Annotated in this window: 19 protein-coding genes; 6 read left to right on the top strand and 13 right to left on the bottom strand. The window is 38.4% G+C overall.

All coding sequences use genetic code 11. From position 1 onward, the window contains the following. Positions 1-32: 32 nt before the first annotated feature. The 5 genes from LB467_RS11420 to LB467_RS11400 form a co-directional block, all read right to left on the bottom strand. The gene (locus LB467_RS11420; protein ID WP_224474171.1) at positions 33-1,271 is read right to left on the bottom strand and encodes a M48 family metallopeptidase; all 1,239 of its coding nucleotides are present in this window, start codon (positions 1,269-1,271) and stop codon (positions 33-35) included. A gap of 43 nt (positions 1,272-1,314) precedes the next feature. Beyond that, positions 1,315-2,109, bottom strand: coding sequence for a TrmH family RNA methyltransferase (locus LB467_RS11415; RefSeq protein ID WP_224474170.1), 795 nt, complete (start codon positions 2,107-2,109; stop codon positions 1,315-1,317). 103 nt (positions 2,110-2,212) lie between these two features. Further along, positions 2,213-3,514, bottom strand: coding sequence for an amidohydrolase family protein (locus tag LB467_RS11410; protein WP_224474169.1), 1,302 nt, complete (start codon positions 3,512-3,514; stop codon positions 2,213-2,215). 15 nt (positions 3,515-3,529) lie between these two features. Beyond that, complete coding sequence (locus LB467_RS11405; RefSeq protein ID WP_224474168.1) at positions 3,530-6,529, bottom strand: amidohydrolase family protein; 3,000 nt, start codon at positions 6,527-6,529, stop codon at positions 3,530-3,532. 131 nt (positions 6,530-6,660) lie between these two features. Then, positions 6,661-7,734: a DUF3810 domain-containing protein gene (locus LB467_RS11400; RefSeq protein WP_224474167.1), complete on the bottom strand. Its 1,074-nt coding sequence runs from the start codon at positions 7,732-7,734 to the stop codon at positions 6,661-6,663. A gap of 238 nt (positions 7,735-7,972) precedes the next feature. Here LB467_RS11400 and LB467_RS11395 point away from each other — a divergent pair, with 238 nt between their 5' ends. Beyond that, on the top strand, positions 7,973-9,433 hold the full coding sequence (locus LB467_RS11395; protein WP_224474166.1) for an aminoacyl-histidine dipeptidase: 1,461 nt from the start codon (positions 7,973-7,975) through the stop codon (positions 9,431-9,433). A 163-nt stretch (positions 9,434-9,596) separates the two neighbouring features. Here LB467_RS11395 and LB467_RS11390 read toward each other — a convergent pair whose 3' ends face one another. From LB467_RS11390 to LB467_RS11380, 3 genes are all read right to left on the bottom strand, one after another. Continuing rightward, entirely contained in the window at positions 9,597-10,718 is a 1,122-nt protein-coding gene (locus LB467_RS11390; RefSeq protein ID WP_224474165.1) for a peptidylprolyl isomerase, read from the bottom strand. A gap of 43 nt (positions 10,719-10,761) precedes the next feature. Continuing rightward, positions 10,762-11,322: a gliding motility-associated peptidyl-prolyl isomerase GldI gene (gene gldI, locus LB467_RS11385; RefSeq protein WP_224474164.1), complete on the bottom strand. Its 561-nt coding sequence runs from the start codon at positions 11,320-11,322 to the stop codon at positions 10,762-10,764. Positions 11,323-11,439: 117 nt separating this feature from the next. Then, complete coding sequence (locus LB467_RS11380) at positions 11,440-12,453, bottom strand: DHH family phosphoesterase (RefSeq protein WP_224474163.1); 1,014 nt, start codon at positions 12,451-12,453, stop codon at positions 11,440-11,442. Positions 12,454-12,724: 271 nt separating this feature from the next. Between LB467_RS11380 and LB467_RS11375 the strand changes: the two genes are divergently transcribed. Next, positions 12,725-13,762: an alkaline phosphatase D family protein gene (locus LB467_RS11375; protein WP_224474162.1), complete on the top strand. Its 1,038-nt coding sequence runs from the start codon at positions 12,725-12,727 to the stop codon at positions 13,760-13,762. Between the two features lie 114 nt (positions 13,763-13,876). Then, a complete protein-coding gene (locus tag LB467_RS11370; RefSeq protein WP_224474161.1) occupies positions 13,877-14,296 on the top strand; it encodes a nucleoside-diphosphate kinase in 420 nt (139 codons plus the stop codon). A 347-nt stretch (positions 14,297-14,643) separates the two neighbouring features. Here LB467_RS11370 and LB467_RS11365 read toward each other — a convergent pair whose 3' ends face one another. Continuing rightward, a complete protein-coding gene (locus LB467_RS11365; RefSeq protein WP_224474160.1) occupies positions 14,644-16,794 on the bottom strand; it encodes a M3 family metallopeptidase in 2,151 nt (716 codons plus the stop codon). Positions 16,795-16,971: 177 nt separating this feature from the next. Here LB467_RS11365 and azu point away from each other — a divergent pair, with 177 nt between their 5' ends. Then, complete coding sequence (gene azu, locus LB467_RS11360) at positions 16,972-17,514, top strand: azurin (protein WP_224474159.1); 543 nt, start codon at positions 16,972-16,974, stop codon at positions 17,512-17,514. A 235-nt stretch (positions 17,515-17,749) separates the two neighbouring features. Here the strand turns inward: azu and LB467_RS11355 are convergent, their stop codons facing one another. Genes LB467_RS11355 through LB467_RS11340 form a run of 4 tightly spaced genes read right to left on the bottom strand, consistent with a single transcriptional unit; the run spans position 17,750 to position 22,860 of the window. Beyond that, positions 17,750-19,579, bottom strand: coding sequence for an ABC transporter ATP-binding protein (locus LB467_RS11355; RefSeq protein WP_224474158.1), 1,830 nt, complete (start codon positions 19,577-19,579; stop codon positions 17,750-17,752). Positions 19,580-19,592: 13 nt separating this feature from the next. Next, positions 19,593-21,323: a phospho-sugar mutase gene (locus LB467_RS11350; RefSeq protein WP_224474157.1), complete on the bottom strand. Its 1,731-nt coding sequence runs from the start codon at positions 21,321-21,323 to the stop codon at positions 19,593-19,595. Positions 21,324-21,371: 48 nt separating this feature from the next. Beyond that, on the bottom strand, positions 21,372-22,331 hold the full coding sequence (locus LB467_RS11345; protein WP_224474156.1) for a glycosyltransferase family 2 protein: 960 nt from the start codon (positions 22,329-22,331) through the stop codon (positions 21,372-21,374). A 10-nt stretch (positions 22,332-22,341) separates the two neighbouring features. Beyond that, positions 22,342-22,860: a DUF4199 domain-containing protein gene (locus tag LB467_RS11340; protein WP_224474155.1), complete on the bottom strand. Its 519-nt coding sequence runs from the start codon at positions 22,858-22,860 to the stop codon at positions 22,342-22,344. A gap of 148 nt (positions 22,861-23,008) precedes the next feature. Here LB467_RS11340 and LB467_RS11335 point away from each other — a divergent pair, with 148 nt between their 5' ends. Both LB467_RS11335 and LB467_RS11330 read left to right on the top strand, forming a co-directional pair. Continuing rightward, positions 23,009-23,260 carry a type B 50S ribosomal protein L31 gene (locus tag LB467_RS11335; protein ID WP_079722006.1) on the top strand — a complete coding sequence of 84 codons (252 nt, stop codon included), beginning with the start codon at positions 23,009-23,011 and terminating at the stop codon, positions 23,258-23,260. 198 nt (positions 23,261-23,458) lie between these two features. Beyond that, positions 23,459-24,631 (top strand): GlmU family protein, encoded by a 1,173-nt coding sequence (locus LB467_RS11330; RefSeq protein WP_224474154.1) that lies wholly within the window; start codon positions 23,459-23,461, stop codon positions 24,629-24,631. The last annotated feature ends 202 nt before the right edge of the window (positions 24,632-24,833 follow it).

Here is a 24,833-nt window from a genome sequence, read left to right as displayed (position 1 = left end):
TTAAAAGTACAATTAAGATTGTAAAGAAACAACTACAAGCCGCGCTTTAAGTTCCGGAATCTTTGTAAAAGTGTTGGATGCGAATAATGCATAAAAACATAAGCTTTATGCGGCGTAAGATTGCTTAGGCTGTTTTTTGTAAGTTTTTTTAAACTCGAAATTAAAGGCTCTGCCCCGTAAGTGTTTTTAGCATAGTTATCGGCCTGATATTCAAATTTTCGGGATAAATAATTCATTAATAAACCTGTAATTTCTGAAATTGGGCTGTATAAAATTCCGAATGCAATCAAGCCAATATGAAAACTGGGTTCTTCTACTCCTAAAGCTTGTGATAGGGCAGGGCTGCCTACAAATAATGAAAGAAGCCATAATGTAAAACCGGTGGTTAAAATTGAAGCGACCAAATTTACTATGATATGATTTTTTTTATAATGCCCAACCTCGTGCGCAAGTACAGCTACAATTTCCTCTTCTTCCAGATCTTTTACCAAAGTATCAAAAAGGGTAATGCGTTTTTCCTTTCCAAATCCTGAAAAATATGCATTAGCTTTTGTGCTTCTTTTAGAACCATCTATAATAAAAATATTATCTAAGGTGAAACCTACGCTTTCGGCGTAAGTTTCGATTTTGGAGCGCAGGGAACCTTCTTCCAGCGGACTTTGCTTATTGAATAAGGGAACGATGAGTTTTGCGTAAAACATATTTAGGATTATAGAGAAAACAGCTACCAGAATCCACGCATACCACCAGAAATCATTCCCGGCAAATTGATAGAACCAGACGATAAGTGCTAAAATTCCGCCACCAAGAATCGCCATCATTAGCAAACCTTTTAATTTGTCCAGGAAAAAAGTTTTTTTCGTGGTTTTATTGAAACCGTATTTTTCCTCGATCACGAAGGTGCTGTACCAGGAAAAAGGCGAAGTAAGAATATCACTGCCAATCATTATAATTCCGAAGAAAATAAGGGCGACCAGAATCGCATTATTGGTAAAATTTCTCGAGATCCCATCTACCCAGGCAAATCCGTCAAAAATGATAAAACCGAGGGTGAGCAAAACCGAAAAAGTGGAAGTGATTATTCCAAAGCGGTAGCGTTCCTTTTTGTAGCGTTGCGACTTTTCGTATTCTTCTTTATCGTAAACATCGCTGAGTTCCGGTGGCACAGGATCATCAAAATGTTTCGCGTTTAAAGTGTCCAATATCTTATCGATTATAAAATCGATTACAATAATGGCAATTATGATATAAAATAGGGTTTCGGGGCTCAAATGCTGGTATTTTTACTGAATTATACTTACTAACTTTTGTGTTTTAAAAACCGCGTTGTCTTTTGGCTTCAAAAATAAGTATTCCTGCTGCAACTGAAACATTCATAGAATCAATTTCGCCACTCATAGGGATAATAATATTTTGTGCTGAATTTTGTCGCCATTCTTCGCTTAAGCCGGTGGCTTCAGTTCCCACTACAATAGCTGCAGCTTTTGTGAAATCTATCTCGTGATATGGTTTTGAAGCCTGCAAAGCAGCAGCATAAATTGAAATACTATTTTCTTTTAAAAATTCAATAATTTCTGAAGTGTTACCCGTAGCGATTTGAATAGTAAATACGCAGCCCACACTGGAGCGGATAATATTCGGGTTGTAAAGATCGGTTTTTGGATTTGCGATAAAAACAGCATCTACTTTGGCAGCATCTGCAGTTCTTAAGATCGCACCTATGTTTCCGGGTTTTTCGGGGGCTTCAGCAATTAGAATCAGTGGATTTTTAGTTTGAAATTTAATGGTCTCCAAGCTATTTTTCCTGGTTTTAAAAACCGCTAAAACTCCTTCAGTACTACTTCTATAGGCCAGTTTTTCATACACTTCAGAAGAAATTTCAGTGATTTGAACTTCGTCTGAAATTAATCTTTCGATTTCTTCAAAATTCACCAAATCCGGGCAAAAATAAACCGTTTGTAGTTCAAATCCACCCTTTAAAGCCAGTTGAATTTCCCGTTTACCTTCAACCAGAAAAACACCTTCTTTTCGCCGTAGCCGTGATTTTTCCTGTAGTTGGAGCAGGTGTTTTATCTCTTTGTTTTGTGTACTGCTAATTTGCTTAACCATAAGTGTAAAAATAGGGAGTTTAAACCTATTGCAAAGAAAAGAGGTTAACAAAATACCAGGCCGGTAGAAATGTTAACCTCTTTTAAATCTTGTATAGCTGTTCCTATTTACTGGCGCTATCGTATTTCTCCATATAGCGCTTATAAAGTTCGGTTTGGTGGGTTTCCAAGCTTACTTCACGGCCCTGAATAAAGGCGTGTGTTAGGATGTTTCCGCGCATATCCAGCGCATCCCCTTCGCTTATAAACAAAGTAGCTACTTTTCCTTTTTCCAAAGTACCAACCATATCATCAATACCTAAAATTTTCGCGGTGTTGGAAGTAATTAACTTTAAAGCTTCTTCTTTACCCAATCCGTAGGCCCCGGTAGTTCCTGCATAAAAAGGAAGGTTTCTGGTGTTCATACGTTCCATACTACCACTACCTTCAAGGGCTACCAACACACCTTTATTATGTAGTATTCCGGCTAATTTATAAGGAAAATCATAATCGTGGTCTTCATTGTTTGGCCGATCGTGTGGGCGTTGTACCAAAACCGGGATATTATTCTGTTTTAGATCATCAATGGCCTTATGTGCCTCATAACCGCCAACAATAACCAAATGCTCTAAATCGTGGTCTTTCTTAAAGTCTATAACATCCAGGATTTCTTTTTTGCCGTCTACGTGAACATAAACACGCTTCTCACCGGTAAAAACGTTTTTCATCGCGTCATAAGCCAGGTTGGTTTTTTCGTTGTTACCTTCTGAATAAGCTTTAGCTGAAGCGAAAAACTCTTCAAGTTTTAAGAGATCTTCCTTGTAATCTTCGCTTGGTTTTACACCGGGATCTTCACCGGCCCACCAGCGGCCTCTTTTAAAGCTACTTGGCCAATTAATATGTAAACCATCGTCCTCTTTAATTGTCGCGTCTTCCCAGTTCCAGGCATCAAACTGCACGATAGAAGATGTTCCGGAAATCGTGCCACCACGGGGAACAATTTGTCCCATAAGAACTCCGTTTGGCCGCATACTTTCTACAATTTTGCTTTCTGCATTATAAGCAATCACACTTCTAATATGGGGAAGCATAGATCCTATTTCATCCTCATCGTCTGTTGCACGAACAGCATCGATCTCTACCAAACCTAAAGTAGCGTTTGGAGCGATAAATCCCGGGTAAACGTGTTTTCCTTCGGCTTCAATAATGCGGCCACGGTATTGCATCTTTGTAGCGGTAGCATCCATTACCTGGGTGATTTTACCGTCTTTAAAAATAATTAAACTGTTTTCTATAATTTCACCATTTCCCAGATGAGCTGTGGCGCCAACAATAGTTATCGCTTCAGATTGTTTTGAAGCCGGAGTCTGCTGTGCAAAAGAATTTCCTATACAGGTAAATAGTGCAAGTATTACTAAATATTTCATCTTCATTTTTCTTTTTTATTTGATTGCCTCCAGGGTGTTACAATGGATATGTTGTTCTTCTTTCTTCGTTACCGGTTGCGTTTTTAGGCCTTTATTTTTAGCCTCCAGCATCTGGGTAATGAGTTCACTTCTTTGCTGCTGGATTTCTTCCCTCAACTGTTTGTCCTTTTCAATATCAAAAAATACTTTTCCCTGGATTAAGGTTTTTTCGGCTTTAGCATAAATGGATAACGGGTTATCTGACCACAATACAAGATCTGCGTCTTTTCCTGTTTTCACACTTCCAACCCGATCGTCTATATGCAATAATTTTGCCGGATTCAATGTTACGAATTTCCAGGCATCTTCTTCAGAAACTCCTCCGTATTTAACAGATTTTGCTGCTTCCTGGTTTAACCTTCTACTCATCTCGGCGTCGTCACTGTTTATTGCAGTTACAATGCCCTGGCTGTGCATAATTGGTGCATTAAAAGGAATGGCATCATTTACCTCATATTTATAAGCCCACCAGTCAGAAAAAGTTGAACCCCCGGCGCCGTGCTCTTTCATTTTATCGGCAACTTTATAACCTTCTAAAATATGGGTGAAAGTATTGATCCGGAAATCAAAATTTTCAGCAACTTTCATCAGCATATTAATTTCACTTTGAACATAGGAATGTGCTGAAACAAAACGTTCGCTGTTAATTATTTCCAGAAGGGTTTCCATTTCAAGATCTCTTCTAAAATCCTTGTCGTTTTCTCTCGCTTCTTCATATTCTCTCGCCCTGGTAAAATAATCGGTAAAAACCTGTTCTACACCCATCCTGGTTTGTGGAAACCTGGAACGGCTTCCCCAGTTAGATTGCTTCACATTTTCCCCTAGTGCGAATTTTATAAATTTCGGGGAATTTTCAAAGATCATATCCTCAGCGTTTTCCCCCCATTTTAACCTTAAAATAGCAGAACGCCCACCAATAGGGTTTGCGGAACCGTGTAAAAGCTGAACAGTGGTTACTCCACCGGCAAGGTTCCGGTAGATATTCATATCAGTAGGATCAACCACATCTTCCATAGTTACTTCGGCGGTAGAATTATGTCCGGCCTCGTTAATTGCTGAAGCAGCAATATGAGAATGTTCATCAATAATTCCAGAAGTAAGGTGTTTTCCAGTGGCATCAACCACCCGTGCATTCCCAGCGTTAAGGTTTTCTCCAATCCTGGAAATCTTCCCGTTTCTCACCAATACATCGGTATTTTCTAAAATTCCTTCTTCCTCGTTAGTCCAAACCGTGGCGTTTTGAAAAAGGATAGTTTCTTCTTCCGGCATTTCTGAAAATCCGTAAGCTTTATTCGGAAAACTTACCGGCATAATTTCGCGGATTTTTTCCTCTTCCTCTTCCTCTTCTCCATTTTCTTCCTCGTCTTCTTCTGATTCGGCAATTTCAGTTGTAGCTTTTCTAGTCGCGCTGAAATCGGTTTCTAAACCATCACTTAAATAGGCTGTGCCCGAAATCACTTCTGTACTTTCATCGGTTTTGGCCACTAAACGGGTGAAACCGGTTTTTGTGGTATCGGCCGGAGAAAGCAATAAATTGATCCAGTTATCTGAAAAACTAAGTTTGGCACCCAGTTTTGTATCGCCAGATTTTACGCTTGCTTTCGGTGCTTCTGGTTTTCCTGAAATTTTTAATTCATAAGTAGTGCCTTCTAAATTAAGATCATAGGTTCCGGTGATATCGGTAGTGTTCATTTTGTTGATTACGGTTCTTTCTCCCTGGATCCAGTTTTCGAAAACGCTAGTTTCCTTATCAAAATAATCTCCTGATGTTATTATAAAATTCGCCCAGGCACCTTCTTTTAAAGTTCCCAAACGATTTCCTTCACCCAGTATTTGTGCCGGAGTAGTAGTTAAAGCTGCAAGCGCATCTTCTTTACTTAAACCATAATTAACGGCTTTAATTAAATTATCCCTGAAATCTTTCTCATCACCAAGATCGTGGGCAGTGATGGTAAACGGAATGTCATTTTCGGCAAGCATTTTAAGATTGGCCGGTGCCTGGTTCCAGGCCTTCATTTCGGCCAAAGTAAGCTTTTCGGCCATAAAAGGATTTTCCACATCGAAAGCATCAGGAAAATTAAGCGGAACGATAAAAGTGCTTCCGGTTTCTTTTATTTCCTGCAAACGTTCATATTCTTTTCCATCCCCCAGGATCACATAATCTATATTGAATTCGTTTCCAATTTTTCCCGCTCTTAATGCATCCAATAGATTGTCTGTAGCAAAGATTTGGGTAAGGTTTTTATTTCGGTTTAAAGCTTCTAAAGCTAAATCCTTGTTTTTAGATTTTCCTTTACCATACCAGTCGGCATCCAGGTATGCCTGGCGAATTAACGCCATTGCCCCCATAATTGAAGTGGGGTAAGATTGCCTGGATTGTTTGCTTTTATCAAAAGAAAGATATTGTGCCGAACGATCTTTTAAAATACGATCACCTTCGGTGCCCTCAGGGTTTAAGGCAACAAGCATACCGGTGCCTCGAATAATTCCGTCGGGGACGTGTGTGTTTACAGCACCAAATCCGGCCTTATGAAGTGAAGAAGCTGCTTTTTCGTCATAATTAAAAGTTTGTACGGCATCGGTTTCTGGTCTAATATGATCATTCCAGTAATAACCTTCGCGACTTGCTTCGTATTGCGGCTGGCCGTTCCCGCTTCCGGCTTCTTCGGGTTCTTTTATCCCAAAACTGCTGTAGAGATCAATAAATGAAGGGTAAACTTCTTTCCCTTCTAGATCTATGACCACACTGTTGGTAGGCTCATCAACCGATTTACCTATGGCGGTGATCTTGCCATCTTTCACTACAAACATTCCGCTTTCAATAGTTTCTTGCGGACTTAGGTGAATTTTAGCATTTTTGAATATTGTGTAATTGGTTTGGGGATTTTTTACCCCGTCGTTTTTTGGAAAGTATTCCTGGGCTTTTGCCTGTAAGCTGACCAGAAATACCAGACATAGTAAAAGTCTTACTCTCATAGATTGTAGTTGGATTAAATGTGGTTTTGTTCTTAAGGGTGGTAAATTAAGAAAATTATAACAAAGCAGGAATTGATTTTTAAGCTATGTTAGATTTAATTTTTTCTATAACTGAAATTGATTTTCTTATTTTAAAGTTTATCTCTCTCTTCGGAAAAATAATTAACCAAAAGTGCTACTACATAACTATAGCTTTTCATCCCGTCCGCTTGATTATTTACTATTAAAAAGCGATTATAAATTGCCTGAAACATGGGTTCAAAAGGATTCTGGTGGGCAAGCCAGAAGTCTTCTACTTCGCGGTAATTTTCCAAAATTCCTGGATTAAGCCTGGCTTTTAAGGTTTCAAATTTTTGGGGTTCCCTTCGGTATAATTCATTTAAACAATATCGCAGGGCAAAAGTATAACCGGAATACCTGAAATAAGCATCGGGATGGTTCATAGTGCTTAGACAGGCAATAAAGTTAGCCTCATTTTCTTTGGCGAATCCCAGTTGATGCCCAATTTCGTGACTGGCCGTCGTGGGAATTTTATAAGATACAATTTGAGTATTTACCTGGGCCTCACCGGTAAGCGGGTTGAGGTAACCGTTAAATCCCATATAAGAAAGAGGCACACTATATAAAGAACGTTTAAGGGATTCACCTTTGTACGTGAGCTCCGGATAATCTTTGCTGATATTCGAATAACCGGTGATGGTTTTTTCAAAGATTTCATGTTTAGAATAGGGGATAATTACGCTAACCGAATCATTTTCGGCAAGCTGGCTATGGAGTTTGTTGGATTCGGTAATTAATATTCCAGAAAGCAGGTAGAGTTCTTCAGTAGTGTAATCATTCTCAATTTCCAAAGTTTCGTGAAGCGGTAGGCGGTAATAATTAAAACCCCAGAAAATATGAAAACAGGCATATACTACAGATAAAACGGCAAGGCTGTCTATCACCCAATACCTGGGATTTCTAAATTTTTGTTGAATACGCCTTATTAACCAACGAATTAATAAAATTCCGAAGAGAGTATATAGAAGGTCTCCAAGTGAAAACGGCAAAAAGCCGTGCCCGTAGCGCATTAATTTGGATATTTCAGGATACAGGAGTCGGCTATACCAGTTTTCAACAAGCTCGGGATATCCTGCCAGGAAAATGATAAAAACAATCTGCACCGGTAGCAGTAATGCTAAAATATAAAGTCCTTTTTTCTTCACTCGATAATCGAGATTTGATTCTCCGAGGCTTGCCTCGAAATTAATAACATTATTTCCTATAAATGCCTCAGGAGTTTCTCCTAGGTAGTTTACTTTTTAAAAATACAATTATTAGCAAAACACGACTTAAAATCTTAAATAACTGTTCTCCATTTGGTTAAATAAGTTTTAAAAAGCCTGTAAATTTTCCTTCTTTGTTTATTACCAATACCTTTGTGAAAGACCAAAATATAAAACAATGAACGAAGAAATAAGGGAATTAGAGCCGAAAATCTTATGGAATAAATTTACTGATCTAAATGAAGTACCACGACCTTCTAAAAAAGAAGAGCGGGTAATTGAGTTTATGAAAAAGTTTGGGAACGATCTTAACCTGGAGACCCTGGTAGACGAAACCGGAAATGTGGTAATAAAAAAACCAGCCACTTCGGGGATGGAAGATAGAAAGCCCATTGTGTTGCAGGCCCATTTAGATATGGTGCACCAAAAAAACAACGATACCGATTTTGATTTTGAAACCAGCGGGATTAATATGTATGTAGATGGTGATTGGGTGCGTGCTAAAGGAACAACCCTTGGTGCCGATAACGGTCTTGGAGTTGCCAGTATGATGGCAATCCTGGAAAGTAAAGATATTGAGCATCCGGCTCTTGAAGCTTTATTTACTATAGATGAAGAAACCGGGATGACCGGAGCCAAAGGTTTGGATTCTAATTTACTTCAGGGAGATATTCTCTTAAATCTGGATACCGAAGAAGATGATGAAATAGGAATTGGATGTGCTGGCGGTGTAGATATTACTGCAGTTAGGGATTATGAGGAAGAACATACACCCGATAACTCTGTTGGTTATATCATAAAAGTGAAAGGTTTGCAAGGCGGGCATTCAGGGATGGATATTATAAAAGGTCTGGCTAATGCCAATAAGATTATGGCTCGGGTGCTTTTTGATTCTAACCGGGATTTCGGTTTGCGGGTTTCCAGCATAAAAGGTGGCGGATTAAGAAATGCCATTCCACGCGAAAGTGAAGCTATTGTGGTTGTAGATAAGTCGAATACCGAAACTTTTTTAACCGAAATTATTCAACAGGTTCGGGAGTTTAAAGCCGAATTTGCTTCCCTGGAACCCAATATGGATATTGAAATTTCTGAAAGCGAAGTTCCAAATAAGGTGATGAAAGTTGAGGATCAGCAAGAGGTTATTAAGGCGATTTCTGCAGCGCATAATGGCGTTTACAAAATGAGTCCTGACATTGAAGGTTTAGTTGAAGCTTCCAATAACATCGCCAGTGTAAAAGTTGGAGATGGGAAAGTTAAGATCAATTGCCTTACGAGATCATCGGTAGAATCCTCTAAGGACGATTTGGCCAATAGTTTGGAGGCGACTTTTGAACTGGCAAAGTTTAAGGTGAAATTATCTGGGGAATATCCCGGTTGGGCGCCAAATCCTAATTCGGCTATTTTAAAAGTGGTAGATGAGTTGTATCAAAAGCTGCATAATGAAAAAGCAGATGTTGCTGCCTGTCACGCTGGATTGGAATGTGGAATAATTGGAAATCATTACCCGGAGATGGATATGATTTCTTTTGGACCTACAATTAGGGGAGCGCATTCCCCCGATGAACGCGCAAGTATTACTTCAGCCCAAAAATACTGGAAATTCTTAATTGAAGTTTTAAAGAATATTCCGAAGAAATAACACGGAATATTTGAAAAGTAAAAAGGCTGTTTGAGTAGTCATTTTCTAACGTCAAGCTGAATTTATTTCAGCTTCTAAGTTCTTGAAACTAGATCCTGAAATAAATTCAGGATGACGAAAGAGACAACAATTCAAACAGCCTTTCTTATTTTTAATTAGGAAATTATTCCTGTATTCCTACCAACTCAACTCTAAAAACAAGGTCGGTATTTGGAGGAATAACGCCACCGGCGCCTCTTTCACCATAACCTAAATGACTTGGAATGTAAAGCAGGACTTTATCACCAACTTTAAGTTGTTGAATACCTTCTTTAAAACCTGGGATCATTGGCGCATCCGGACCGTAAACTACAGTCATGGGACCATAACCGCCCTGGCTTTTTCTAGCTTCATTAAACAAGCCCATGTCTTTAGCTAATTCTTCTTTATTTGTATCGAAGATATCACCATCGCTAAAATAGCCTTCATAAATAACTTCTACCATTTGGCCGGTTTTTGGCTTTTCGCCGTCACCTTCCTCTTCGTAATAAATTTTTAATCCGCTATCTAAGGTTTCAGCTTCATCTTCATGACTTTCAAATTCCTGAGCCATAGTAGTTTTAGCTTCCTGGCGTTTTTTAGCTTCAGCATCTTCCTTATCTTTTATTGCTTGCAATTCAGCTTCAAAAACTTTTGGCGCCTCAAAATTCTTTGCAGCTTTTCCTTTTCTAATGATATTTACCTCTTCCATGGTAACCGTTTTTACGGGCTTATCGCGGGGACCGGTTTCCACTTTTCCAATAGAATCTACAACATCCTGTCCTTCTACAACCTTACCGAAAACAGTATGCCTGCCATCAAGATTTTGGGTTGGAGCAAGAGTTACAAAAAACTGACTTCCGTTAGTGCCGGGACCAGCATTGGCCATAGATAAAATTCCTTTAGAATCGTGACTTAAACTGTCTACAATTTCATCGGGAAATTTATAACCCGGGCCGCCGCTACCAGTACCGGTAGGATCGCCCCCCTGAATTACAAAACCGTCTATAATTCTATGAAATGTAAGTCCGTCATAATAATTTTTTCCTTTGTGGGTACTGTCTGCCATTTTGTTTGTGCCTTCAGCAAGGGAAACAAAACTGGCAACGGTAATTGGAGTTTGCTCGTGATAGAGCTCGGCTACAAAAGTTCCGTAATTGGTTTTAAATTCAGCATACATCCCATCTTGTAAATCGGGATATTCGTCATTACACGAAATCATGGTAAATGCCATGGCAAAAAGTAATAGAAATTTACTGGTTCTCATTTAGTATAAAAATTAAAAGGCCCTTTCTGGCCCTGGGTTTAACTTATTGTTGATTTTGTATTTCTTCTTTTTCTGTAATCTTATTAAGCGTGACTTTGGTTTTTATAGGCCAATTAGTGCCTATTTTATTTTTATCACCATAATATCCATAAGCTTTATAAGAAGGAAATAGAAAGGTTACCGTTTCTCCTTCTTTCATTAGTTTAACACCTTGTCTCAGGCCGCTAAAAAGTTGCTCCTGATCTATAGCATAAGTTTTTGTCGCCTTTTCACCTTCGGCATAAATTACCTGGCCGTCTAATGTGGAGATACTGTAATCGAACTCTACAATATCCCCAAATTCAGGAGTGATTGTGTTAGCAGTATCTTCGCTTTTTTTGTTGTAAGTATACCAAAATCCATCTTGCGAAGATTGGTATTCGCTCGTAGAATCTTCGTTCATCACACCCTCGATAAGGTTTATTTCTTTATCCAGTAATTCCTGATTTTTTACAATAGACTCACTGATGTGCGAACCCGATTTTTGGGTTACGGGATACCGAGCTTCAGGAGATTTACAGGCTCCCAAAGTAAAAATTGCGATAAAGACTAAATATCTTGTCATCTGTTTATTATTTTATCCCAATGTGGAATTCGTCACAGGCTTATAATAATCTAACTACAGAAAAATAAATTCTAATTGTACGTAGCCAAATTATTAGCGTCTAACATCATGCTGGTTTCATTTTTGTAATTCCTTATATTCTGGAAGGATACTATTAAATTTTACTATGGTATTTTCCATAGAAAGGTCGCTTTTTCCGCCGGCTGCATTGTTGTGCCCCCCTCCACCAAAATGGGTCCTGGCAAATTTATTCACATTAAATTCACCTTTGGATCTGAATGAAATTTTTATGATTTCTTCCTGTTTATTTTCGATAAAAATAACAGCAAAAACCACGCCTTCTATAGATAGGCCGTAATTTACAAAACCTTCGGTATCGCCTTTCTGAAAGTTATTTTTATCCAGTTCTTCCTGGGTTAAACTAATGTAAGCTGTTTTATATTCTGGCTTCACCCTTAAATTTTGCAATGCAGTTCCCAGAAGTTGCAACCTGCTTTCATTAAATGTATCGAAAACATTATTATGAATTTCATAATTCACAGCTCCTTTATCAATAAGATCGGCGATCACGCGGTGGGTTTTGGCGCTGGTAGCGCTAAACCTAAAAGATCCGGTGTCCGTCATGATCCCTACATAAAGACAGGTCGCGATTTCCGAAGTAATTTTTGGTACTGCCCGCAATTTATCTATAAAATGATATACCATCTCGCAGGTTGAACTCATTTCGGCATCGCTGTAAGTATAATTTGCAAAATCGGAAGGTTCGCGGTGATGATCTATCATGATGAAAACTGCCTCAGAGGCTGTTAAAATCTCCTGCATATCGCCAGAACGGTCTAAATGATTAAAATCCAGCGCAAAGACAAGATCGGCTTCATTTATAAGGTTTTCGGCTTTGCTTTTATCTTTTTCATAAATAATTACCTCGTCATTTCCGGGCAACCATTTTAAAAATTTCGGATAATCGTTCGGTGTGATCACGTGCACCTTATGGCCTTTATTTCTTAAAAAATGCATAAGTGCCAAAGTAGAGCCCATGGCGTCACCATCGGGTCCTTTATGCGGTACAATTACTATGTTTTTTGCCTGGGAAAGTTCGGCGGTGATCTCTAAAATTGCTTGTTCTATCATATCGTAATGTAAAACACCTGAGGCATATTCTCAAGGTATTAAGTTGAAAAAATGAAATATAGCAACGTATTCGTTAGAATATTTCAAATCTCACTTAGTATAATTTACCTAGAGTAAATCCCCAGGGTTTTGAGTTAAATACTCATAACATTGGCACACAAAGCTTAGAAATACTAAAACCTCGCTTAGCTAGCATTGAGTAAAGATACAATTTAATAATACCCGGTTAATAAACCAATCTGTATTTTTGTATTCAACAAATCAACAAAAAATGAAGGTAATTTTATCGCTCTTTTTAAGCTTTTTTCTATTTATTTCCTGCGGAAGTAATCAAAAAGCCTCTCAAAATATAACGAATAATGCTTCTGAAGCTTATGATTATATAATCGCGTTCGGAAGTTGTAACCGGCAGGGTGAACCCCAGCCATTATGGGAAGCAATCATAGAAGAAAAGCCTGACCTTTTTATTTGGGGCGGCGATAATATTTATGCCGATACAGATGATATGGCCAAGCTGGAAGCCGATTATCAAACGCAGAAAAACCATCCCGATTATAAAAAGTTATTAGCGAACACTCCAGTTATAGGAACCTGGGACGACCATGATTATGGTAAGAATGATGCCGGGAAAGACTGGGAATATAAAGAAGAAAGTCAGCAGTTGTTTCTTGATTTTTTTGATGTCCCACAAGATGATATCCGGCGTGAGAGAAAAGGTATTTACCATTCAGCAGATTTTGAAGAAGCCGGAAAGACTTTAAAAGTAATTGTTTTAGATACACGTTATTTTAGATCAGATTTACAAAAAAGTAAAGATGCTAACAAAAGATACGATCCCGATACTTCGGGAACGATTTTAGGAGCTGTGCAATGGGAATGGCTGGAGAATGAATTAAATAGTACCGCCGATTATAATTTGGTCTTAAGTTCAATCCAGGTACTTTCAGCAGAACACGGATGGGAAACCTGGGGAAATTTTCCTTCAGAAGTAGAAAAACTGGAAAAGCTTTTGCAAACTTCAGAAGCTAAAAATGTGATTATCCTTAGCGGCGATCGGCATATTTCAGAATTTTCAGAAAAGAAAATGGAAGGATTGGACTATAAGCTGGTAGATTTTACTTCCAGCGGGATGACTCATTCTTATACTAATTTTAATGGGGAACCCAACCAATACAGAGTAGGAGAGGTGGTAAGCAATTTGAGTTTTGGTTTGCTGAAATTTGATTTTGGTTCAGGAGAAGTTAAGATGGAAATGCGTGGTGTAGGTAATAAACTTCAGCAGGAATATTCGGTAAAGTATAAAGATTAAATTAAAAAAGCTCTATTACTGCAGCTGCCTGAGAGCTAAATTTATATAAAACCTAAAGGAGCTTGTAATTGCAGCTTATTTAATTAATTTTGCCGAAATTTAAAAAACCAAACAATGGCAGGAAAAAGAACATTCACCATGATAAAACCCGATGCTGTAGAAGCCGGGAATGTAGGTGCGATATTAGAGCAGATTACCGCTTCAGGATTTAGAATCGTAGCTTTGAAAATGACTCAAATGACTACCACTGATGCTGAGGAATTTTATGCAGTACACAACGAACGTCCTTTCTTTGGAGAGTTGGTAGAGTTTATGACTCGCGGGCCAATCGTATCGGCTGTATTGGAGAAAGACAATGCTGTAGAAGATTTCAGAGCTTTAATTGGAGCGACGAATCCAGAAGATGCTGCTGAAGGTACAATAAGAAAGAAATACGCGAAATCTGTTGGTGAAAACGCCGTTCACGGAAGTGACAGCGACGAAAACGCACAGATTGAAGCTGCTTTCCATTTCTCAGGAAGAGAGATGTTCTAAGCAACAAATTTTATTTTATACTAAAGCCATCAGTTTTTTGCTGATGGCTTTTTTTGTGCCTTTGTGAGGGTAATATGTTGTTATATATACATTTATAATTTTCATCTTATTAATTTAGAGAAACGAGTTCCTAAAATTTAGGTATCGAGCGATAAATTTAGATAAAGTTTCGTAAGCCTTGATTTATATTGCATCCGACGAGTAAAAACGAGAGGAATGCAGTCGTTTCTTCATCAACGGAAAAAATGAGCAACATAAAATAATTAGGAGAGTCTTTTTGGGTATAAAAAAACCTGCCTGGGAAAAGATCTTCCTGGCAGGTTTTTTTCAATCTTTGTTTGAATAGTCTATTCTTGTGTTTCAGGAACAGGAAAACCTCGATCGCGCATTAAAGCATCAATTTTAGCATCTCTGCCTCTAAACTTACGATAAGCTTCAGCCGGATCCATTGCGTTTCGCGGAGCGAACAGGTATTTAACCAGTTTTTCTGCCATATTTTCATCGTAGAATCCTCCGGGAGATTCAACAAAAGCTTCGGCGGCATCAGAGGTTAATACATCTGCCCATAAATAACCGTAGTATCCGGTTGCATAACCTTCACCCGAAAATACGTGCCCAAAATGTGGGGAACGGTGGCGCATCACAATTTCATCTGGCATGCCAAGTTCATCCAAAGTTTCTTTTTCAAACTCTCTGGGTTCAATTTTATCAGGATCTGTAGTGTGGTATTTCATATCCATTAAAGCCGAGGCTAAAAATTCGGTAGTTTCAAATCCCTGGTTAAAAGTAGAAGCTTTTTTAATTTTAGCTACTAATTCTTCAGGAATGACCTCGCCGGTTTCGTGGTGTTTCAGGAAGCGGTTTATCACTTCATCTGTGGATAACCAGCGCTCGAGTAATTGCGATTGGAATTCAGTATAATCACGAACGCCGCTGTTTAGGGTAGGATATTTAATATCTGCCGCTAAAAAGTGTAAGGCATGTCCGAATTCGTGAAAGAATGTGGTAGCATCGTCCCAGGAAACCAAAACGGGTTCTCCCGGTGCTGGTTTAATAAAATTGGAATTGTTGGAAGACAAAACAGGTTTGGCTCCTTCCAGTTCCGAATAACTTCTATAGGTAGTTGCCCAGGCCCCGGAACGTTTTCCCTGGCGGGCAAAAGGATCTAAATACCAAAGCCCGATAAGTTCCCCTGAGTCTTTATCGTTTACTTCCCAAACTTTTACATCTTCGTGAAAAACAGGAACACTGCCTTCCTCTACCGGTTTAAATGAGAAATTAAAAAGTTCCCCGGCGGTATAGAAAAGTGCATCGGTTAGGTTGCCAAGTTCTAAATATTGTTTTACTTCCTCACTGTCAAGATCGTATTTTTCTTTTCTTACTTTTTCAGCATAATAACGATAATCCCAGGGCTTTATAGTAATATCTGTGCCTTCACGATCGGCTACTGCCTGCATATCTTTTACTTCTTTCTCAACCCGGGCCAGTGCGGCAGGCCAAACAGCTTCCATAAGCTCCATGGCATTTTCAGGATTTTTGGCCATTCGGTTTTGTAAGCGCCATTGGGCGTAATTATCGTAACCTAATAATTCTACACGTTCGTCGCGAAGTTTCAGGATCTTCTTTATGACATCATTATTGTCAAACTCATCATCATTATCTCCACGGGAATAATAATTATTCCATACTTTCTCCCGCAATTCCCTTTCGTCAGAATAGGTTAAAAACGGATCCATAGAAGAGCGGGTGTTGGTTACCGCATATTTTCCTGCTTCGCCGTTGGCTTCAGCGGTGCTGGCTGCAGCTTTTACATAAGATTCCGGAAGCCCGTTAAGTTGATCTTCGTTTAAATAAACAATGTAGTTTTCTTCTTCCGCCAGGACATTATTGGAGAATTTGGTATATAATTCAGAAAGCTCTTTATTTATTTCAGCATAACGCTTTTTATCCTCTTCATTAAGATTTGCACCTTCCATTGCAAATTCTTCATAAATAAGATTAATTACACGTTGTTCGGGTGCCGGTAAAGGATTTTCCTGTGAATTTTCAAACACTGTTTTAATCCTTTGAAAAAGTTTAGAATTTTGTGAAATCTTTGAGCTATATTCAGAAATTTCAGGAGAAAGTTCCCGTTGAACTTCCCTGAATTCGGGACTGGAAACATTGCTACTAAAGATTCCATAGTAAGTGAAAACACGATCTAGAAGATCGCCCGAATCTTCAAAAGGCACGATGGTATTTTCAAAAGTTGCCGGTTCTGGATTGCCGGTGATTTCATCAATTTCCGCCAGGTGCATTTTCATCGCTTTAAGCATAGCCGGTTTTACCAGATCTACCTTCATTTCATCAAAAGCGGGAACTCCGGCATAGGGTCCGGTCCATTCGGCAAGTAAAATATTATCCATAGTTTTTAAGTCTTCGGTTTGTTCCTGGGCATTTGTTTGAAATCCTGCTACCAGCGCAAAGATCCCCAGGCTTTTTATAATTCCTTTTTTCATTGAATGTGGTTTTGTTTTCAATCTATGAAGATAATGGATTTTAGCAAAATGAGGGTATAATAGGCATTTTGATTATTGCGCTTTTATGAAAAAACGTTACTGAAATCATTTAACAAGTAAAATTAATTTATCTTTGATAAAGCATAAAAACTAAATACAAACATTAAATAATTAAGAATGAAATTTTTAAGTAAATCTATTTTGGTCTTGGGAGCCGTGGCAATGATTGCCTGCGGAGATAAAAAAGAAGAAAAAGAAGATAAAATCACGATTGGTGATGGCGCCAGCCCACAATCGCAAACTACCACTAAATCTTCGGAAAGCGGTACTTCTGCAGATGAGGATGTGGTTGAAGTTACTATTGAAGGAAACGACCAGATGCGTTTTAACAAAGACGAGATTAGAGTAAAGGCTGGGAAAACCGTTCGACTTACTTTAAAACACGTTGGGGAGATGGAAAAAAGCGTTATGGGTCACAACTGGGTTTTATTAACTCAGGGTACCGTAATTAATGAATTTGGACAAAAAGCGGTTCAGGCAAAGGATAACGATTATATTCCTGAAGGAACTGATGCAGTTATCGCGCACACTAAAATGATTGGTGGCGGAGAAGAAGTAACCATAGAATTTGAAGCTCCAGAAGCCGGAGAATACGAATTTATATGTAGCTTCCCAGGTCACTATTCTGTGATGAAAGGTAAATTTATTGTAGAAGAATAGTCTTTTTAAGTTACTATTATTGAAAATGCCTTTACTGCGGAAATATCCGTTTAATAAAGGCATTTTTATTTAATGAGATTTTATGTTTTGTTATTTACCCGATAATCCAGATTTATCCCGATAAATATCGGGAGTTCCGAGGACTGCCCTAATCAGGCGGGCTAGCCTTGAAATCAAGATATATTTTCCAATAATGCCTCTTGGGGCTTGCCCCGAGAGGCATTATTTTAGCTCTTTACTCAAAAGACTGCATTTCTACGAGTTTCTGATAAGTACCTTTTTTAGCGAGCAACTCCAAATGTTTTCCCTGTTCTACAATTTGGCCTCGGTGAAGTACGATAATCTTATCGGCATTTTGAATAGTGGAAAGTCGGTGAGCGATCACAATAGAAGTTCTGTTCTTCATCATATTCTCCAGGGCTTTTTGTACCAGTTTTTCACTTTCGGTATCCAGGGCAGAGGTAGCTTCGTCAAGAATCATAATGGGTGGGTTTTTAAGCACTGCACGGGCAATTGAAAGGCGCTGTTTTTGTCCACCGCTCAATTTGTTACCACTATCACCAATATTAGTTTCAAGTCCATTAGGAAGCTCCTTTACAAACTCCCAGGCATTGGCGATTTTTAAGGCTTCAATTATTTCTTCTTCGGTTGCATTATTTTTTCCTAACGCAATATTGTTTTTTACCGTATCGTTGAAAAGTATAGAATCCTGAGTTACGAGTCCCATTAAATTACGAAGGGATTTTTTTGTAATTCTTTTAATATTGTGTCCGTCAAGTTTAATCATACCTTCATTAACATCGTAAAAACGGGTTATAAGGTTAGCGATAGTAGACTTCCCGCTACCTGACTGGCCAACAAGCGCAACCATTTTTCCTTTTTCTACCTGCATGGAAAAATTTTTAAGCACGTTCTCCTTTTCGTACCTAAAGTTGATGTTTTCTACTTCAATATTTTCATCAAAGCTTTGCTTCTTTATCGCGTTTTTATGATCCTGAATTGTGGATTCTGTTTCCAGGATTTCCAGGATACGCTCTGCACTGGCATTTCCTTTTTGGATGGAATAGGTAGCTTTTGAAATCGCTTTGGCCGGAGTTAAAATATTGTAGGTCAATACCAGGAATCCTATAAAAGTTGAAGCATCCATAGTATTATCTATCAAGACCATTCTTCCGCCAAACCATAAAATTATAGTGATTACAACCACACCTAAAAACTCACTCATGGGAGAAGCTAAGTTCTGGCGATGTAAGAGTGTATTTAAAATTCGGTTTAAACGACCGGTGCTATCGTAGAATTTAGATTTAAATTTTTCTTCAGCATTAAAACCCTTAATAATTTTTAAACTTGAAAGTGATTCTTCTACAATAGTTAGAAAATTTGCATTTTCCTGTTGCGCCCGGGTAGATTGCGATTTTAATTTTTTTCCTATGGTGGATATTAATAAACCAGAAAGCGGTAAAAAAACCAAAACAAACAGCGTTAATTTCGGACTAAGTGCGATCATTGCTGCTAATGTGAAAATTAGGGTAAGCGGTTCTTTTACAAAAAGCTCGAGCATACTTAAAAAGGAAGTCTGTATTTCCTGAACATCACTGGTAATTCTTGAAATAAAGTCTCCCTTTCGTTTTTCAGAAAAAAAGGAAATAGGTAGATCCACGATCTTGTCGTAGATACGGTTTCGAATATCTTTAAGCATTCCGTTTCTGAGATTGGCTATAAAATATAACGCCAGATAATTGAAAAGGTTTTTTAAAAAGAAGAGAACGATTACCGTGATGCAAATACTCACCAGCGCCGCAAGTTGGCCGTGTTCTTCTACCTGTTGGTTAAGAAAGTAATTAGAATAATCGTTTGCGAAATCTTTTAATCCGCCAAATTCTCCATTCCACACCGGTTTTGTGCTAATAGGCTCTTCTTCCTGAAAAAGCACCCTAAGCATTGGAATAAATGAAATAAACGCCAGGGTGCTAAAGAGGGCGTAAAATATATTACTGATGATGTTTAGTATTGCAAAACGTTTGTAGGGTTTTGCAAACTGAAGAATCTTCTTTAAATACGTCATAGATTAGAGCGCCTTAGCCCAGTTGTAATTCGTTTTTAATGCGCTTAATCTTTTCTGCAAGTTTAGCATTTTCGGCATCAAAATTTTCAATTTTATCTAACTGAGAGTTCACACTGATATAAAACTTGATCTTTGGCTCGGTACCACTTGGTCTTGCGGCGATCTTAGTTCCGTTTTCGGTATAATAAATAAGCACGTTAGATTTAGGAATATGAATTTCTTCTTCAATTTTTTCCTGCAGATTTTTTGCCTTAGAAGTATGATAATCTTCAATTAAAACAACTTTTTCCCCGTCGATTTCTTTCCACGGATTTTCCCTTAAATCGATGAGCATTTGCTTTATTTCAGCTTCGCCTTCAATGCCTTTCTTAACTAAAGAAATAAGCTCTTCCCGGTAAAGGCCATATTCGGTATAAAGTTTTAGAAGTTGCTCGTAGAAAGAACTTCCTTTCGCTTTCATTTGTGCTGCGATCTCGCATGCCAGAAGGGTAGCGGTTGCAGCATCTTTATCGCGAACAAAATCCCCAACCATATAGCCGAAACTTTCTTCGCCACCACCAACAAAATCCAATGAAGGATTGTCTTTTATTAATTTCGCTATCCATTTAAATCCGGTTAAGACCTCGTGATATTGGGCGCCGAAATCTTCGGTAATGTTTTTAAGCATTGGCGTGGAAACAATCGTAGAAGCCACGAAAGAATTATCAGAAAGTTTATTCTGTTTTTTATGCTGTTCCAGCAAGAACCAGGTCATTACCAGCATAGTCTGGTTTCCGTTAAGGAGAATCATTTTTCCGTTTAAATCACGAACGGCAACACCTAAACGGTCACCATCGGGGTCGGTGCCAATTACGATATCGGCATTTTTTTCTTCGGCAAGTTTAAGCGCCATTTTCAATGCTTCCGGTTCTTCAGGGTTTGGAGATTTTACAGTTGGAAACTGCCCATCTGGTTTTTCCTGTGCCTTTACTATAAATACATTTTTATAACCGGCTTTTTCTAAAACTTGTGGATTGGTAGTAGAGGAAGTCCCGTGCAAAGAAGTGAAAACTATTTTTAAATTGTCTTTTGCTGAAGTCGGGGTATCAAAGCTTCCGTTTTTAACTGAGTCATTTTGAAAAGCTTCATCAACTTCTTTATCGATACTGTGAATTAAATCTGGCTGGGCTTTAAAATTAACTTCATCAAATTCAAGATTATTGATAATATCTACAAGCTTAGTGTCTTGTGGCGGCACCAACTGACCACCATCCTGCCAATAAACTTTGTAACCATTATATTCCGGCGGATTGTGGCTTGCGGTAAGTACAATGCCCGCATGACAATTTAAATATTTTACCGCGAAAGAAAGTTCCGGGGTAGGACGAAGCTCAGAAAAAAGGTAGACTTCAATATCGTTTGCTGAAAATACTTCAGCCACCATTTGTGCTAATTCTTTGGAGTTTTTTCTGCAATCATAAGCGATGGCAGTTTTAAGCTTTTCGCCTTTAAATTCACTCTTCAGTAAGTTTGAAAGTCCCTGGGTGTTTTTTCCGAGGGTATATTTATTAATCCGGTTGGTGCCTACGCCCATAATGCCGCGCATACCACCGGTTCCAAAATCGGCATTTTTGTAGAAGGATTCTTCCAGCTCTTTTGGGTTATTTTCTATAAGGCGGTTAATCTCTTTATGGGTGTCTACGTCGAAAATATCGGTAAGCCAGGCTTGAGCCTTAGCCATGATTTCTGGTTTGTTTTTAGCCATAATTATAGTTTTAGATAAACAAAAATAAGGATTAATGCCTTAATAGCATTATAAATTTGGGGTGGTTTTATTGATGAGGTAGCGGTCCTTTTCGCGTTTAGAACGTAAAATGAGTTCCCCCAAAAAACCGGCGAGGAAAAGTTGTGTACCAATAATCATTACCGCCAGGGCGATATAGAACCAGGGGTTTGAGGTTACCAGAACGTTGGGTAAACCATTATAGAGTTTGTAAAGTTTGGAGACACCAATCCAGCCTGCGGAAAGAAAACCGAAAATAAACATCAACACGCCTAAAGCTCCAAAAAGGTGCATAGGCCGGCGACCAAATTTGGAAAGAAACCAAATGCTTATTAAATCTAAAAAACCGTTGATAAATCTTTCGGCGCCAAACTTTGTTTTTCCGTATTTACGGGCTTGATGTTGTACTTCTTTTTCGGTGATTTTAGTGAAACCCGAGTTTTTTGCCAATACCGGAATATACCGATGCATTTCGCCATAAACGTCTATATTCTTTACTACTGCCTGTCGGTAGGCTTTTAAACCACAGTTAAAATCGTGCAATTTTACTCCAGAAGTTTTACGCGCCGCAGCGTTAAAAATCTTTGAAGGTATATTTTTAGAAACCACAGAATCGTATCGTTTCTTTTTCCATCCCGAAACCAGGTCGTAATCTTCTTCGGTAATCATTTTGTAGAGATCGGGGATTTCTTCAGGATTATCCTGTAGATCGGCGTCCATAGTGATGATGACATCGCCCTGAGCTCTAAGGAAACCAGCATGAAGTGCCTGGGATTTCCCATAGTTTCTGTTGAATTTTATTCCTTTAACCGCCTTGTCGTTCTCTTGCAGAGCTTCAATGGTTTTCCAGGAATCGTCGGTACTGCCATCATCAATAAAAATGATCTCGTATGAAAAGGAATTGGATCGCATTACTTTTGCGATCCAATTATATAATTCGGTTAAAGATTGTTCTTCGTTTAAAAGAGGAATAACGACGGAAATCTGCATTATTTTATTTCTATTGATGTGCAGGATTTTCTCTTTTTAGAATTAACCCTGTAATTAATGATATTATAAACCCGAAGAATAAACTTCCTACAAGGGCCATAGTGGCGAAAAACCAGGGGCTAGTAAACATTTTTGTCATTTCCAGAGCCTGGGATTGCTGAGATTCAGGGACGCCTTGTTCGCTCATTTCCAAAACTGCTTTATCATACATCATTTCTGAAAACTCAGGGTATACAAAGTTATAATGAATCAATGAATAAATTGCAGTAATTACTCCGCTTATTACCGCTACCGCTAAACCAACTTTTAAGGCTTCCTTGAGACTTAAAAAACCATTGTTGTCTTCCTTGAATTTTTTAATCGCTAAGACAAATATAGCTATTGAGACAAGAGTGTTTATAACTCCAACTATCCAATTATCCTGGGCTACATTAAAAGCATAAATAAGAACAAGGACTAAGATAGAATAAATTGCAAGAACCATCCCATAAGGATAGGCAACCGATTTGACTGAGGTAGAATTTTCCATATATTAAGATTGTTTAGTTGTAACCGGTTAGTAAGCAAATATAAGAAAACGTTACATTGCAGAAGAATTAAAAATAATTTTGTCTATCCCTTGTTTTTATAATTGAATTACTTAAATTTGCACCTCGAAAATTAAAAGAACTAAAGCGATGAAGCAGGGAATCCATCCGGAAAATTATAGATTGGTAGCATTTAAAGATATGTCTAACGAAGACGTATTTATTACCAAATCTACCGCAAACACTAAAGAAACTATAGAAGTAGACGGTACAGAATATCCACTTATCAAGTTGGAAATCTCCAGAACTTCTCACCCATACTATACCGGGCAAACCAAGTTGGTTGATAGCGCCGGACGTATTGACAAGTTTAAGAACAAGTACAAGAAATTTAAGAAATAAGTTTTTTGTTATATATAATTTCAAAAAGTCGCTTTTTTAAAGGCGACTTTTTTTGTGCAAAATTTTTAAAAATTCACTTAAGGGTTTTGAGTTGTTCTTGCCAAATGGGCCGAAATTGTCTTGAATATTTCAACTTAAAGCCCGGTAAGCTTGCTCCAAGACAGTTTATTTGTATTTTTGAACCCTAAATTTGTGCGGATGAATTATATATTATTTGACGGTTCTGCCAGGAACCGCTTGCTTCCTTTCACCTTTACACGGCCTGTTGCCGATATAAGGATTGGGATCCTTACTATACGGGAAAAATGGGAATTCCTCTTAAAATCTACCACCTCTACAGTTACTGAAGATTATTTAGCCGAAAAATGGCCAATGGTAGAACTGGAGGAAAACGTGATGATAAATGCTTCCTTTTTACCAAATCCTGAATTTTTACTGCAAATACAAAACCTGAAACCCAATCAGGCGATTTTCCATAAGGAAGATATTGTAGCTTTTCACGCTTACGAAGATCAGGAAGTGGCTTTGGATGATTATGAACAAATAGAACTGGCTGAAGGGGTGATTCAAATAAATAATTCGTGGGATATTTTTTCAAAAAACGGTGAAGCTATAGAAGCTGATTTTGAAATTATAACCAAAGACAGAGAATCTCAACCCATTCACGGTTCCAATTACGTTAAAAATCCGGAAAGGATTTTCCTGGAAGAAGGTGCGGAGGTAGAGAACTGCTCCCTTAACGCTTCCACCGGGCCAATTTATATTGGAAAAAATGCGAAAGTCCTGGAGGGTAGCCTTATAAAAGGTGCTTTGGCGGTTTGCGAAGGTGCTTTGGTAAAAATGGGCGCTAAAATCTACGGGCCTACAACTTTAGGCCCAGGATGTCGAGGTGGCGGTGAAATTAATAATGCTGTGCTTTTTGCGAATTCCAATAAAGGTCACGACGGATATTTGGGGAATTCAGTTTTAGGCGAATGGTGCAATCTTGGCGCGGATACCAACAATTCCAACCTGAAAAATAATTATGCTGAAGTTCGTATTTGGGATTATGAGACTGAAGGTTTTGCTAAAACCGGATTACAGTTTTGTGGATTAATGATGGGGGACCACAGTAAATGCGGAATAAATACAATGTTCAACACCGGAACGGTAGTAGGTGTAAGCGCTAATATCTTTGGGGCCGGCTTTCCACGGAATTTTGTTCCCAGCTTTAGTTGGGGTGGCAGCGCCGGAATGACAACTTACAAAACCCAAAAAGCTTTTGAAGTTGCTGAAATCGTTTTGGGACGTCGAAATATTGAATTCTCAGAAGAAGATAAAAAAATCCTGGAACACGTTTTCGAAGAAACCAGTAAGTGGAGGAGGGGTTAGTTTATTGCTTATTTTTTTTTAGAACATCCCTTTTAACAAAATTATTAATAAAGGTTATTTGAACTATTCAGTTTCCGTCAAGCTGAGACCTGCGGTAAAAAAATTACCTAGCGTAGGATTTTGACGTAATTTTAATGGTAAATATAATGAACCACGAGTTAACCGATATAAGTATAGTGTTTCATACCTGTTGCTGAGTATG

Origin of the sequence: Salegentibacter tibetensis (assembly GCF_020164485.1) — a bacterium.
Lineage (GTDB): Bacteria > Bacteroidota > Bacteroidia > Flavobacteriales > Flavobacteriaceae > Salegentibacter > Salegentibacter tibetensis.
This window is presented reverse-complemented; position numbering and strand designations above follow the sequence as displayed.